General features: G+C 30.9%; 17 protein-coding genes. 14 read left to right on the plus strand and 3 right to left on the minus strand.

The window, feature by feature from the left end:
• Positions 1-30 precede the first annotated feature (30 nt).
• The 9 genes from ACFWUA_RS09525 (at position 31) to spoVAE (ending at position 5,704) form a co-directional block, all read left to right on the plus strand.
• Positions 31-879 (plus strand): bifunctional 5,10-methylenetetrahydrofolate dehydrogenase/5,10-methenyltetrahydrofolate cyclohydrolase, encoded by an 849-nt coding sequence (locus ACFWUA_RS09525; protein ID WP_416197784.1) that lies wholly within the window; start codon positions 31-33, stop codon positions 877-879.
• Between the two features lie 114 nt (positions 880-993).
• Positions 994-1,338, plus strand: a complete 345-nt coding sequence (gene spoIIAA, locus ACFWUA_RS09530) for an anti-sigma F factor antagonist (RefSeq protein WP_416197785.1) — start codon at positions 994-996, stop codon at positions 1,336-1,338.
• A gap of 7 nt (positions 1,339-1,345) precedes the next feature.
• Entirely contained in the window at positions 1,346-1,786 is a 441-nt protein-coding gene (gene spoIIAB / locus ACFWUA_RS09535; RefSeq protein WP_416197786.1) for an anti-sigma F factor, read from the plus strand.
• A gap of 5 nt (positions 1,787-1,791) precedes the next feature.
• The gene (gene sigF, locus ACFWUA_RS09540; protein WP_416197787.1) at positions 1,792-2,550 is read left to right on the plus strand and encodes an RNA polymerase sporulation sigma factor SigF; all 759 of its coding nucleotides are present in this window, start codon (positions 1,792-1,794) and stop codon (positions 2,548-2,550) included.
• A 240-nt stretch (positions 2,551-2,790) separates the two neighbouring features.
• Positions 2,791-3,414: a stage V sporulation protein AA gene (locus tag ACFWUA_RS09545; protein WP_416197788.1), complete on the plus strand. Its 624-nt coding sequence runs from the start codon at positions 2,791-2,793 to the stop codon at positions 3,412-3,414.
• 14 nt (positions 3,415-3,428) lie between these two features.
• On the plus strand, positions 3,429-3,845 hold the full coding sequence (locus ACFWUA_RS09550) for a stage V sporulation protein AB (RefSeq protein ID WP_416197789.1): 417 nt from the start codon (positions 3,429-3,431) through the stop codon (positions 3,843-3,845).
• Between the two features lie 18 nt (positions 3,846-3,863).
• Complete coding sequence (spoVAC, locus tag ACFWUA_RS09555) at positions 3,864-4,313, plus strand: stage V sporulation protein AC (RefSeq protein WP_416197790.1); 450 nt, start codon at positions 3,864-3,866, stop codon at positions 4,311-4,313.
• 1 nt (position 4,314) lies between these two features.
• A complete protein-coding gene (gene spoVAD, locus ACFWUA_RS09560) occupies positions 4,315-5,331 on the plus strand; it encodes a stage V sporulation protein AD (protein WP_416197791.1) in 1,017 nt (338 codons plus the stop codon).
• Between the two features lie 16 nt (positions 5,332-5,347).
• Positions 5,348-5,704 (plus strand): stage V sporulation protein AE, encoded by a 357-nt coding sequence (spoVAE, locus tag ACFWUA_RS09565; protein WP_416197792.1) that lies wholly within the window; start codon positions 5,348-5,350, stop codon positions 5,702-5,704.
• A gap of 15 nt (positions 5,705-5,719) precedes the next feature.
• On the opposite strand, the gene ACFWUA_RS09570 is transcribed toward spoVAE, so the two are convergent.
• On the minus strand, positions 5,720-8,695 hold the full coding sequence (locus tag ACFWUA_RS09570; protein WP_416197793.1) for a penicillin-binding protein 1A: 2,976 nt from the start codon (positions 8,693-8,695) through the stop codon (positions 5,720-5,722).
• A gap of 167 nt (positions 8,696-8,862) precedes the next feature.
• Here ACFWUA_RS09570 and yunB point away from each other — a divergent pair, with 167 nt between their 5' ends.
• The 5 genes from yunB (at position 8,863) to ACFWUA_RS09595 (ending at position 12,804) form a co-directional block, all read left to right on the plus strand.
• Positions 8,863-9,507, plus strand: coding sequence for a sporulation protein YunB (yunB, locus tag ACFWUA_RS09575; protein ID WP_416197794.1), 645 nt, complete (start codon positions 8,863-8,865; stop codon positions 9,505-9,507).
• Between the two features lie 66 nt (positions 9,508-9,573).
• Entirely contained in the window at positions 9,574-10,857 is a 1,284-nt protein-coding gene (gene hflX, locus ACFWUA_RS09580; protein WP_416197795.1) for a GTPase HflX, read from the plus strand.
• Positions 10,858-10,865: 8 nt separating this feature from the next.
• On the plus strand, positions 10,866-11,513 hold the full coding sequence (locus ACFWUA_RS09585) for a HEAT repeat domain-containing protein (protein ID WP_416197796.1): 648 nt from the start codon (positions 10,866-10,868) through the stop codon (positions 11,511-11,513).
• A gap of 123 nt (positions 11,514-11,636) precedes the next feature.
• Positions 11,637-12,080, plus strand: a complete 444-nt coding sequence (locus ACFWUA_RS09590) for an NUDIX hydrolase (RefSeq protein WP_416197797.1) — start codon at positions 11,637-11,639, stop codon at positions 12,078-12,080.
• Positions 12,081-12,156: 76 nt separating this feature from the next.
• The gene (locus tag ACFWUA_RS09595; protein WP_416197798.1) at positions 12,157-12,804 is read left to right on the plus strand and encodes a YigZ family protein; all 648 of its coding nucleotides are present in this window, start codon (positions 12,157-12,159) and stop codon (positions 12,802-12,804) included.
• Between the two features lie 14 nt (positions 12,805-12,818).
• On the opposite strand, the gene ACFWUA_RS09600 is transcribed toward ACFWUA_RS09595, so the two are convergent.
• Together ACFWUA_RS09600 and ACFWUA_RS09605 are read right to left on the minus strand one after the other, a co-directional pair.
• Positions 12,819-13,175 (minus strand): TSUP family transporter, encoded by a 357-nt coding sequence (locus ACFWUA_RS09600; RefSeq protein ID WP_416197799.1) that lies wholly within the window; start codon positions 13,173-13,175, stop codon positions 12,819-12,821.
• Positions 13,172-13,531: a sulfite exporter TauE/SafE family protein gene (locus ACFWUA_RS09605; RefSeq protein WP_416197800.1), complete on the minus strand. Its 360-nt coding sequence runs from the start codon at positions 13,529-13,531 to the stop codon at positions 13,172-13,174. Before ACFWUA_RS09605 ends, ACFWUA_RS09600 begins: the two co-directional genes overlap by 4 nt.
• Between the last annotated feature and the right edge of the window lie 52 nt (positions 13,532-13,583).

Genomic DNA, 13,583 nt, shown 5'->3' on the forward strand with positions numbered 1-13,583 from the left:
ATTACTACATATATATTGGGAGGTTTCTGTATGGCTAATATTTTAAGTGGAAAAGAAGTAGCTAAAAGTATAAAAGAAAATGTAAAAAAAGAAGTAGTTGAATTAAAAAATAGAGGGATAAATCCTACACTAGCGATTTTAAGAGTAGGCCAAAATCCCGATGACATTGCATATGAAAAAAGTATTTTAAAAAATTGTGATAGCGTAGGAATTGTTGGAAAAGTATATGAATTGGAAGAATCTATTTCTACTGAAGGCTTGTTAGAGATTATAGAAAAATTAAATCAAGATATGGATGTTCATGGTATACTTATTTTTAGGCCTCTTCCTAAACATATAGATGAAGAACTAATAAACAATACAATTAGTCCATTAAAGGATGTAGATTGTATGAATCCACTAAATTTAGAAAAGGTATTTGAAGGAAATATGGATGGATTTGCTCCATGTACTCCTAAAGCAGCAATGAAGATCATGGAATTTTATGGCATACCCCTAGAAGGTGCAAAAGTTTCAGTTGTAAATAGAAGTATGGTTGTGGGAAAACCTTTGAGTATGATGCTTTTAGGGAAAAATGCTACAGTAACTATTTGTCATTCAAGAACAAAAGATTTAAAAGAAGTCACAAAAAATTCAGACATAGTAGTTACAGCTCTTGGAAGAGCCAAATATTTTAATGAAGAATATTTTAATGAAAATTCATCTATAATAGATGTAGGAATTAGTTTAGACAAAGATGGAAATATTTCTGGCGATGTAGATTTTGATAATGTAAATACGAAAGTAAAGAGTATCACTCCTGTGCCTGGAGGTGTAGGTAGTGTGACAACATCTATATTGTTGAGTCATGTTGTAGTTGCATGTAAACATTTAAAATAGAGTCTTTTGACTCTATTTTTCTTTTTTTTACAAAACTAGTCATTTTTCATTGAAGGAATATATATAGGCTTTGTAGAATAGTTAATTTAAAATTCAAGGTCAGGAGGCGGTATTTTGCGACTTATTTTAGATACTATTGAGGATACTTTGATAGTTAAATTTAAGGGGGAATTAGATCATCATAGTACAGAAGAGGCAAGAGAGAAAATTGATAGTTGGTATTTGGATGAAGGAAAGAAAAATATTGTATTTGATTTAAGAGAGTTAAATTTTATGGACAGCTCAGGGATTGGACTTATCATGGGAAGGTATAAGATGTGTGAAGAAAATGGTGGAAAAGTTTCTATTGTTAGTTCTAGTTCAAATGTGATTAGAATATTACGTATGTCTGGAATTCTAAAAATAATTGAGCTATACGATTCTATAGAAAATGCTATAAATAATAGTTTAGAGAGGTGAGAATACTATGAACGATAAAAATTATATGAAGCTTGAATTTCTGAGCAAATCAACAAATGAGGCATTTGCAAGAGTAGTTGTGGCTGCTTTTGCTTCCCAATTGGATCCTACTATTGAAGAAATATCTGATATAAAAACAGCTGTGTCAGAGGCAGTGACTAATGCTATCATACATGGATATGAAGATACAGAAGGAATTGTTACTATAGAAGCTATAATAGAGAATCAAGAAATAGAGATATTAGTTTATGACAATGGGAAGGGCATAGAAGATTTAGAAAAAGCTATGGAGCCTTTTTATACGTCAAGACCTGAATTGGAAAGATCGGGTATGGGATTTACTGTCATGGAAACTTTTATGGATAAATTAGAAGTTGTTAGTCATATAGGAGAAGGGACAGTGGTTAAAATGAGGAAAAAGTTCCAAAGTCTTTCCAATAAGGAGTAGATACTATGGAGAATAGAGAATCTTATGAAAACAATCTTTTAAGCCATGAAGAAACTATGAAATTGATTCAACTGGCTCAACAGGGAGACGAGACAGCAAAAGAAAAACTGGTTTGTAGCAATCTAGGTCTTGTAAAAAGTGTTTTAAGAGGATTTACTAATAGGGGTTATGATATTGAAGATTTATTTCAAATAGGATGTATTGGTTTGCTAAAGGCTATTGATAAATTCGATTCAAGCTATGATGTTAGATTTTCTACTTATGCTGTTCCTATGATTATGGGTGAAATAAAAAGATTTTTAAGAGATGATGGTATGATAAAAGTCAGCAGATCTCTAAAACAAACTGCTACTAAGGCTAAATACGCTAAAGAAAGATTAACTAAAGAATTGGGAAGAGAACCTACAATACAAGAGATAGCTGATGAAGTTGATGTAGATAAAGAGGAAATAGTTGTAGCATTAGATTCAAGTTATCAGCCAGATTATTTGTATGATGTTATTAATCAAAGCGATGGTTCTCCGCTATATCTTATAGATAAATTAAGTAATGAAGAAGACGAAATAGATGTTATTGATAGTATACTTTTAAAGGAACTCTTAAATCGGTTGAAACCTAGAGATAGACAAGTGATAGTCATGAGATATTTTAGGGATAAAACTCAAGTTGAAGTGGCAGAAATGCTTGGAATATCTCAAGTTCAAGTCTCTAGAATAGAAAAAAGAATATTGGAAGATATAAGAAATATGTTGGTGAAGGCATGAATACATGCCTTTTTTTTTGAATGAAAATTAGATAAGTGCAAATACTAAAATTAGAATTTTTAAATTGGAGTGATAGAATGAAAAAAATCATAACCAAGAAAATAATTTTAGTTTTAGTTTTAGTATTATCTTTTTCAATAGGTTTAATATTTTATAGAACAAACAATTCTAACAAATCCGTTCCTAAAAAAGCAAAATTTGTAAACAGAATCGTATATATGATTTAGGAGAGTGAAAGATATGGATAAAGAGCAAATATACATAAAGTTAGAAACTAGGTATACTGCTGAGCCAAATAGCAGTGTATTGTTAACTGACGTAGCTGAAGTTTATTGTAGAAATTCTGATGTTCAAAAGTATCTTGAAAATTTAAAAATATATAAAGCAAAGGAAGAAGAAATTTCAGATTTTGTATCTGCTATAGATATTATCAATAAGATTGAAAATACAAGGAATGATGTTGAGGTAAATATGATTGGTAAAGAAGAAATACTTATTGAAGTAAAATCTTCAACGAAAAAAAACAATTTTTTCAAAATTCTTAAAGTATTGATTGTATGTATATCATTATTTTTAGGTGCAGGATTGGCGATAGTAAACTTTCATGAAGATGTAAATATGAAAGATTCTATGGAAAAATTATATTTTATAGTTACAGGGGAAGGGAAAAGTAATCCTCTTATAATGCTTATTCCTTATTCGATAGGTATAGGAATAGGTATGACAGCATTTTTTAGTTCTAATTTTAGCAATAAATCTAGAAGAAAAGAACCAGGGCCACTAGAGGTGGAGATGGATTTGTACAATAAAAATGTAGATGAGTTTATGATACAAAAGATTAAAGATACAAATAATCCTCTTTAGATGGTGGTGAAGAAATGATAAAAAATATTGTTCTTCTAATTCTTTCTATATCAGGAGGTGTTGTAGTAGGAAATGCAGCAGCAGCTTTTATTACATTGCTTGGAATCATACCTAGACTTGCTCAAATTTCAGATACTGATGAACATATAGTACTGTATCAAAGAGTGCTTACATTAGGAATGTTTTTGTTTAGTCTAATTTTTTGCTTAAATATTTCTTTTAAATTAAATAAATATATGTCAATATTCTTTGGGGTATTTTTTGGTATATTTGTTGGATTATCTGCATCTGCATTGGCAGAAGTATTAAATGTAATTCCTGTAGTAGCTAGGAAATTAGATTTAAGAGATTATGTTACTTATTTAATATTGGCAATAGTTATGGGGAAAGTGGTAGGTTCCCTTGCACATTGGCTAATAATCATAAAATGATATAGAAAGGAGTAAAACATGGATAAATTAAACAAAAAGGATTATCAGGAATACGCAGAAAGGAAAATTCCAAGGCCTACTTATTTTAAAAATATATTTTGGGCTTTCGTGATAGGCGGTCTTATATGTACATTAGGTCAATTAATTAGAAATTGGCTTATAGGGAGAGGATTGGATGAAAGTGAAGTTGCAGCTGGGACATCTATAGTTTTAGTTTTTTTAGGTTCATTTTTGACAGGTATTGGTATTTATGACAAGATAGCAAAGATAGGAGGAGCTGGTGCGGCTGTCCCTATAACGGGTTTTGCAAATTCCATAGTATCTCCTGCAATGGAGTTTAAAAGAGAGGGATATGTATTTGGGGTTGCAGCAAGAATGTTTACTATAGCGGGACCAGTACTTGTTTATGGTATAGGAAGTTCTACAATAGTTGGGATTATTTATATATTGTTGGGAGGAGGTAAATGATATGTCATTAAAAAAAATAGGCGCTCAAACTATTAAATTTGCAAATCCCCCTTCGATTATCAGTACAGCTACTATAGTAGGTCCCAAAGAGGGTGGAGGACCACTTAAGAATTACTTTGATTTAATTCTTGAAGATGACAAATGGGGACAAGAGTCTTGGGAAAAATGTGAAAGTAAAATGCAAGAGGAGGCTGTTAAACTTGCTATTTCAAAAGCTAATTTATCTGAACGCGATATAGATTACCTTTTTTCTGGTGATTTACTAAATCAAATCACAACTTCTTCTTATTGTGCTAGGCAACTAGGTGTGCCCTATTTTGGATTATATGGGGCTTGTTCTACTATGTCTGAATCATTAAGCTTAGGGGCTATGATTATAGATGGTGGTTTTGCTGACAAGGTAGCTTGTGTTACTTCGAGTCATTTTAGTACAGCTGAAAGACAATATAGATTTCCATTGGAATTTGGAACTCAAAGACCATTTTCAGCTCAGTGGACAGTTACAGGTGCTGGAGCATCTATTTTGTCTTTGGAAGGAAGTGGTCCTTATATCACATATATTACTACTGGGAAAGTTATAGATCTAGGCATAAAAGATGTAAACAATATGGGCTCTGCCATGGCACCTGCAGCTGTAGATACTATTTCTATTCATTTTAAGGATACAGGATATACACCAGATGACTATGATTTGATCATTACAGGAGATTTAGGTCATGTGGGGAAAGATATAGTTGTAGATTTCATGAAAAAGCAGGGATATGATATTTCCAAAGTATATACTGATTGTGGTATAAAAATATTTGATAGCAAAAAACAGGATACCCATGCTGGTGGAAGTGGTTGTGGTTGCTCTGCTGTAGTGTTTAATGGCTATATATATAATGAAATGTTGAATGGAAATTTAAATAAAGTGCTGCTTATTTCTACAGGAGCTTTGCATTCACCTACCATGACACAACAAGGTGAGTCTATACCAGGGATAGCTCATGCATTGACTATTTCCAATGAAAAATAAAACAGGAGGTGAAAATATGGAGTATTTAAAGGCTTTTATAGTTGGGGGGCTTATTTGTGCTATAGCTCAAATAATTATGAATACAACAAAATTGACTCCAGCTCATATATTAGTCATATATGTTACCTCGGGGGTCATTCTCACTGCTCTAGGTATTTATGAACCATTGATTAAATTTGCAGGTGCTGGAGCTTCTGTGCCTCTCACTGGATTTGGATATGCATTGTGTAAAGGTGTATTTAAAGGAGTAGATAAAAATGGGTTTATAGGGGTTTTTACAGGAGGATTAGAAGCGGCGTCAGGTGGAATAGCAGCAGCTATTATTTTTGGATATATAATGTCTGTAGTATCTAATCCAAAGACAAAAAACTAAGGAAGAATATCTTCCTTAGTTTCCGTTTTCATTCCCGTTATTTCCTGGATTTTGTTCATTCTGGTTGTTTTCATTTTTATTGTTTGGATTTTCAGTATTGTTTCCTGGGTTTTCATCAATGGGTGTTTCTTCTTCGCCGTTATTTTCTTCGTTGAATTGTTCATTCATCCATTCATCTATGGCATTTTCCTGATTGTGTACAGGACAAATTTCCCATGGTGCAGTATATTGATAATCTTTTGGTACAATACCATTGTGTTCTGAAGGATTATATGGTGGTTCTCTTTTTATGAATACTTTACTTTGAATAGCATCTTTAGGACAGTATTCATTTGCAATTTTACCTGTGGTTGTATCAATATCTAGTACTATATGGGTATCACAATGTTCTCTAGGTTCAGTACCTTTGGCAAATATTTCGCTTACAATTGTATTCCCCCTAGGGTCTCCACTGCACGTTTCTGAAGGCAATTTTCCAGATTGACTACATACACTTAGTTTTACTATATTTGGAGGCATTTCAAAACTTTTAGGTTCTAAATTTTCATGAGATTTTATCATTATATTTTTCCAAAGTTCAGCAGCCATAGCGCTTCCTTTTGTCAACTTTATAGTAGGCGAGTCATTTCCTATCCATACAGCAGATACATAATATGGAGTAAATCCTACAAACCATGCATCTGCATTTTCTTGAGTAGTACCAGTTTTACCTGCTGTAGGCATTTTTGGAATCTGTGCTCTTCCAGCAATTCCATTAGCCACTGTAGTTCTTAAAATATCAGACATTATATAAGCTATTTCTGGTGATACTACTATATTTTGTTTAGGATTATTTTCAATAAGGATATTGCCATCCTTATCTAATATCTTTGTAAAAGTTATAGGTTTTGTGTAAGTTCCACCATTTGCAATTGCACCATAAGCTGCCGTCATTTCTAGCGGAGTTAATCCTTTAGTCATACCACCAAGCCCTAGTGCTGCTAAATTTTCGTCATTATTAGCTTTATCTTCTGCTCTTGATACAAAGTTATCTTTTTCAGGATGTTCTTCATTAATTATCCCAAGGCGTTTTAAATATTCCAAAGAAGTATTTATTCCTATAGATTCCAGTACTTTTACTGAGTTTACATTTATAGATTGTTCTACACTATTTCTTAAAGTAGTAAGACCTCTATAGCCACTGTACCAGTTTTTTGGCCATAGTTCTCCATTTTCGTTGTAATGTGGAATATCATCTATTACAGAAGCTGCAGTGAATCCATTGTCGAGTGCTGGAAGATATACAGCAATTGGTTTTATAGATGAACCTGGTTGTCTTTGGGAAGAAGTAGCTCTATTTAAAAGTTTGTTTCCTTTTATATCTCTTCCACCAACTAGAGCTTTTATTGCTCCGGTTCTATAATCCATAATTACAGTTGCAGATTGTGGTTGCACAATTCCATCCTTGCTTCTATAGAAATAATTTGAATTAATAATCAAATGACCATTTTCATTAATTTTATAGAAATCTTCTTTTTGTGATAAAAAAGTATTTAGTATCAATATTTCACCATTTTCTTCTACTTTAAAACTATTTTCTGGCAAAGTTAAGCTGCCTACAGGATGAGTAACTAAATTTTTCTTATTATCAATAACATAATAATCCCCAATATCTAAATTATTTTTGTATGGAGTAATCTTTTTATTGTTTATAGCTATATTCCCATCTCGAATTTCAAAAGTTCCTTTTTCTATCACAAGATTGAAATTTTCATCAAATAGATTTTCTTGTTTGTAGTATATGATTTTTTTTCTTTCATCTACTATATTCTTTTTTTTGTCCAAAGACCAGTCAATAAGAACTGGGCCTTTCAATTTTTCAGGATTTCCAAATAATATTTCGGTAAAATTTGCATAGATATCTTCTACTTTGTGTTGCATATTTACATCCATAGTAGAATAGATCTTGAGTCCGCCAGTGTACAATTCTTTTTCAGCTTGCTCTCTAGTATATCCCAGTTTCTCTATCATTGCCTCTATTGCTTGTACTTTTACATAGTCTGTGAAATAAGAAGATATACCATTTATTTTCTTTTGTCCAGGTTTTAAAATTGCTTTAATATCTTGGTTTATTGCTTCATTATATTCTTTATCAGAAATATATCCAAGCTCTTTCATTTTACCTAAAACTACATGTTGTCTTTTAATGGCGTTTTTATTACTTATGACAATAAATTTTTCTCCAAATTTATCTATCTGTCCAATTTCTTCTTGTGTATCGCTATTAAAATCTTCAGGTCTAACTGTAAAGTATGGTGAATACTTTGAAGGGCTCTTGACTATCCCGGCCAAAAGAGCACTTTCTGCAATAGTTAATTCATCTACATTTTTTGAGAAATATGTCTGAGCTGCTTCTTGAACACCAAAGGCACCTTGACCTAAATCTATCCTATTTAAATAGGCTTCTAGTATTTGATCTTTAGTCAAAGCTTTTTCCATTTGCATAGCAAGATAGGCTTCTTTTATTTTTCTATCTAATTTTTTGTCATTGTTTAAATATAAGTTTCTTGCTAATTGTTGTGTTATAGTGCTAGCACCTCTGACAGTTGCCCCAGCTTTTATATTATCAAACATAGCACTAATTATACCTTTTGGATCTACTCCAATATGTTTTCTAAATCTTTCATCCTCTATTGATATAAAAGCATTTTGTAAATGAGGTGGCATTTTTTCTAAGCTGACAATAGTTCTGTATTCATCTGTTTGAATTTTTTCTATTGTATTGCCATTTTCATCCAATATAAATGAAGTTTGACTAAGTAATGAACCAATATTAGTTGGATCTATTTGTGGGGCATCTTTTGCAATAGCTATGACCATACCAGTTACTGTACCAATTCCAACTACAAGAATCATTAACAATATCAATAAAAAGATTTTAAGTCCATTTTTTTTCTTCTTTTTCTTCTTTTTCTTTTCACTTTCTTGTTTTCTAGTATTATCTTCAGACATCAATATACCTCCTTAAATGAGAGATAGGTAAAATAATAGTTTAATTATACCACATAAAAAAAGCCTTGTTAACTCATAGGGTAGTTTCAATACTATTATAATATAAAATTTTAAAATGCACACTATTAACTTTATCTGCATATATTATATACAGGGGGGGACTTTTTTTGAAGCATAGAAACAAAAATAAAAGATTTATTGTATGGATAGTTTTGCCAGCTGTAATTATAGTATACATGTTCATCTATATAAACAACAATATAAAGGCTACTTTAGTAGCTGTTTCTGAAATAAGGGCTAAAGCAATTGCTACTCAAGCAATAAATGATGCAACATCTATAATTACAAATGACAATATAGATTATACTGATCTTATTTCTGTAAAATATGATGACAAAGGTAAAGTGACTCTTATGCAGGCCAATACAATACTTATGAATTCTATAGCCTCAGAAGTAGCTGTAGAGGTGCAAAATCAACTTAAGAATATTTCAAAATCAGACATAAAAATTCCCTTAAATAATGCTTTTGACATTCAAATAGTGAAGCTTCCAAGTATAAAACTTCAAATAGTACCACAGGGTGCAGTAACTGTAGATTTTGCCACTGAATTTCAAGAATCAGGAATAAACCAAACTAGGCATAGGATTTATCTAATAGTTATAGCTGAAATAAAAATTATAGTTCCATTGGTATCGGAAAATATAAAGGTTACTTCAAGTGTTCCTATTGCTGAAACTATAATTATAGGAGATGTACCAAATCAATATGTAAATGTGCCTAAAGATGATATACTAAGTATTATTAAATAATATTAGGAAAAAATCTTTAAATGTAATATAATAGTAGATGATCTAATAAAAATGGATGGTGATATTGTGGATTTTACACAGGATAAACTTGAAAAGGTACTTGTTGTAGGTGTAGATTTAAAAGATGAAAAGTATGATATAGACAATTCTATAAATGAATTGGAAGAACTTGTAAAGGCAGCTAACGGTGAAGTTGTTGAGAGAATTATTCAAAAGAAAGACAGAGTAGATGCAGCTTTTTATATAGGTAAAGGAAAGGCAGAGGAGATAAAAAACTATTGCTATGAATTGGATATAGATACAGTTGTATTTAATGATGAACTTTCTCCTGCTCAAATTAGAAATTTAGAGAATATAATTGAAAAGAAAATAATCGATAGAACTAATTTGATTTTAGATATTTTTGCCAAAAGAGCTACTTCAAAAGAGGGTAAACTCCAAGTAGAGCTTGCTCAACTTAAATATAGACTTCCAAGGCTTATAGGACTTAGGGATTATTTGTCAAGAGAAGGTGGAGGAATAGGTACTAGAGGTCCTGGTGAAATGAAATTGGAAACTGATAGACGTCATATATTAAGAGAAATTGGGAATATTGAAAAACAATTAAAGGAAATTGAAAAGGTAAGAGAAGTTAAGAGAAAAAAGAGAATAGATTCAAATTTGCCTGTTGTAGCACTGGTTGGGTATACAAATGCAGGAAAGTCTACTCTTATGAATAAGATGCTAGAGTATAGAGAAGATTTTGATGAACAAAAAGAAGTATTTGTCTATGATATGCTTTTTGCTACTTTAGATACCACATTACGTAGAGGAAAACTATTAAATGGACAAGATTTTCTTATAACAGATACAGTCGGTTTTGTAAGTAAATTGCCTACTCATTTAATTGAAGCCTTTAAGGGAACATTAGAGGAAGTTAAATATGCTGATTTGCTTCTTCATGTAGTAGATGCTTCAAATAGTGATTTAGACATTCAAATAAAAACTACTTATGATATTTTAAAAGATTTGGATGTTTTAGATAAACCTATAATTACTGTTTTTAACAAGATCGATATAGCAGAAATAGATAAATTGGTATATGATAACAAATTTATAGATAAAAAAGTATTCATATCTGCTAAAGAAGGACATAATATGGATGTTTTATTTAAAATGATTGAAGAAAATTTGCCTTTTGAATACAGAAAAGTAACTATGCGAATTCCTTATGATAAGCAAAATATATTATCTTACATTCTTGACAATTACAATGTAGAAAAAATTTTGCATAGAGAAGAAGGGACAGAGGTCTTAGTCAGCTTAAATAGCATAGATTTTATTAAGTATTCTGATTATATATTGGAATAGGTGATATTATGTACGAAGATTTATGGAAGAACATATCTAATATAGAGGATCATTATATAAGCTATTTTTTGTACAAAGAGGGAAAATCATTGGAAACTATAGCTATTATTAGAAGAATGTCAAAGGAGGAAGTGGAGAAGGATATTATTAGATGTAAGATAGAGCAGGCAAACAAAGATAATAAAAAAGAAGATGAACTGATAAAAATAATAAGTTTGCCCAAGAAAGAGAGATTATGCTATTTGAATGGTATGACGGATGAAGAAAAAGAATTGCTCTCCAAAGATATATATAAAAGGTATATAAAATTTAAAAATCCTGAAGATAGAATGATACTTATATGGTTAATAGGAGAATTAAAAGATGAAAGACTGATTCCTTTTTTGAAGATGGAGCTAAATAGCAAAAATGTCAATTATAGAAGACTTTCTTGCTCAGCACTAGGAAAGATAAATAAAAAAGAAACAAAATCTTTGCTGGAGGAAAAGTTGAAAGATGAAAATCCTCAAGTTAGGCAATATGCTATAAAGGCACTATCTTCAATTGGAGATGATGAAACTATAGAGTTGCTTAAAAGAATATCATTAAATGATGAGAAGGGGTATGTGAGAAGAAATGCTTTAGATACTATAGACAAGATAAGAAACAATATATAAATATGATTAAATATGTATTTATTACATAAGATAGTAGTAGGAAAATAATTTTCAGAAAAATGTTGAAATTCTTTCTATTTTGGGGTATGATTATAATAATAAGAAAAAGGAGGCTGATTGCCAATGATAGTGAGAAGCTGTGCTGGCGGTATAGTTTTCCACAATGATAAGGTATTCATCTTAAAAAATGAAAAAGGTGAATGGGTTTTGCCAAAAGGTAAAATTCGTAACAATTCTCTACCTACGGATACTGCTTTAAACCGTATCAAGTTTGAAGCAGGGATAGATGCAAAAATTGTGTCTACTGCAGGCGAGACTAGTTACGAATTTTATTCTTTATCGAGGAAACAGCCAGTATGTAATGTGATTACATGGTACATCATGGAGGCTCCTAGCAAAAAATATGAAGTGAATAAAGATGAAGGATTTTTGGATGGGGGATTTTTTAGTATAAAAGAAGCTATGGAAAGAATAACCTATAGTCAAGATAAATCTCTTGTAAATCTTTCTTTTAAAAAGTATTTAGTCTTTAAAGAATTCGAGAAAATGGAAGAAGTTTATGTTTAGGGCAGATATCTGCCCTTCTATTTTTTTTTGTTTTAATGGTATAATATATTTAGCTTAAGCATGAAAGGGGATTTAAATGAACATACGATATAAAACTATTCATAATATAGGAAAAGATGAAATAATTATAAATAAGTCTAGATTTATTGGATATGCTAAACCTATTGAAAATGAAGGAGAGGCTTTAGCTTTTATCGAAGAAATAAAAACTTTACATAAAGATGCAACTCATAATGTATATGCTTATGTAGTAGGAGATGACAACAATATTCAAAGATATAGTGATGATGGAGAGCCTAGTGGTACAGCTGGTATTCCTGTATTGGAAGTCATAAAGAAAGAGGATTTGAGAAATGTAGTGGTAGTAGTCACTAGATATTTTGGTGGAATAAAATTGGGAACAGGGGGACTCATAAGGGCATATACAAAAGGAGCAAAAATTGGATTGGAAGCAGGAAATATCATAGAAAAAGTACTTTTTAGGAAGGTCAAAATAAGACTAGACTATACTCTATATGGGAAAGTTGAAAATTATCTAAAAACTAATGGGATTATAATGATAGATACTATTTATGATGATGCAGTTAATTTATTGGTCTATGCAGATTATGAAGATTACAATTCGTTTATAGGAATTATAATGGATTTAACTAACGGTACAGCTATAGTTGATGATATTGGAGAAGAATATCTTTCCTTAAAAAATGGAGTAAAATTGGATTGACCAAAAATAGGCTTCTATAGCCTATTTTTTTGACTGAAAAGCTCATATATTCCTATAATCAACAGAAATACACTGAACAATTTTCTGAGCATATTTGAATCTATATTGGTGGCTAGTATTGAACCAATAATTGCTCCTGCAATACCACCTATGATGAGATGAATTGTTAGTTTTAATTCTATATTTTTGTTTTTTAAATGAGTGATTAGGGCTACAATTGCTATGGGGATAAATACAATTAAATTTATGCCTTGAGTTTCTTTTTGCGATAGAGTTGTAAAAAGTAATAAGGATGGTATAAGTATAGTACCACCACCAATTCCCATTCCACTGATTATTCCAGATAAAAATCCAATGATGAGTAGCTTCATTTTATCAACAACCTTATTGCTGCTAATATCATAAATGAACCAAAAATTTTTCTTAAAATATTTGTAGGAACTTTGTTAAGCAAGTTAGATCCTATAAAACTTCCTGCAATTCCACCTATGGCTACTTTAAATGCTACATCATATTTTATGATATTTTGTCTACAATATATTATAGTACTTATGATAGTTAAAGGAAGTATTACAGCTATAGCTGTTGCATGAGCTTTGTGATCATCTATTCCTAACAAAAATGTCATTGTTGGAACTATAATGGTGCCACCTCCAGAACCAAAAAGCCCATTTATAAGTCCAGTTATAAGGCCTATACTTATTATTTTAAGATTGTTTTTCTTCATATTTTCTCCTTTTAGAAACTTTATGATATAATATTATGAAAGTTATGTATTA

The organism is Sporanaerobacter sp., from assembly GCF_047830725.1.
GTDB lineage: Bacteria > Bacillota > Clostridia > Tissierellales > Sporanaerobacteraceae > Sporanaerobacter.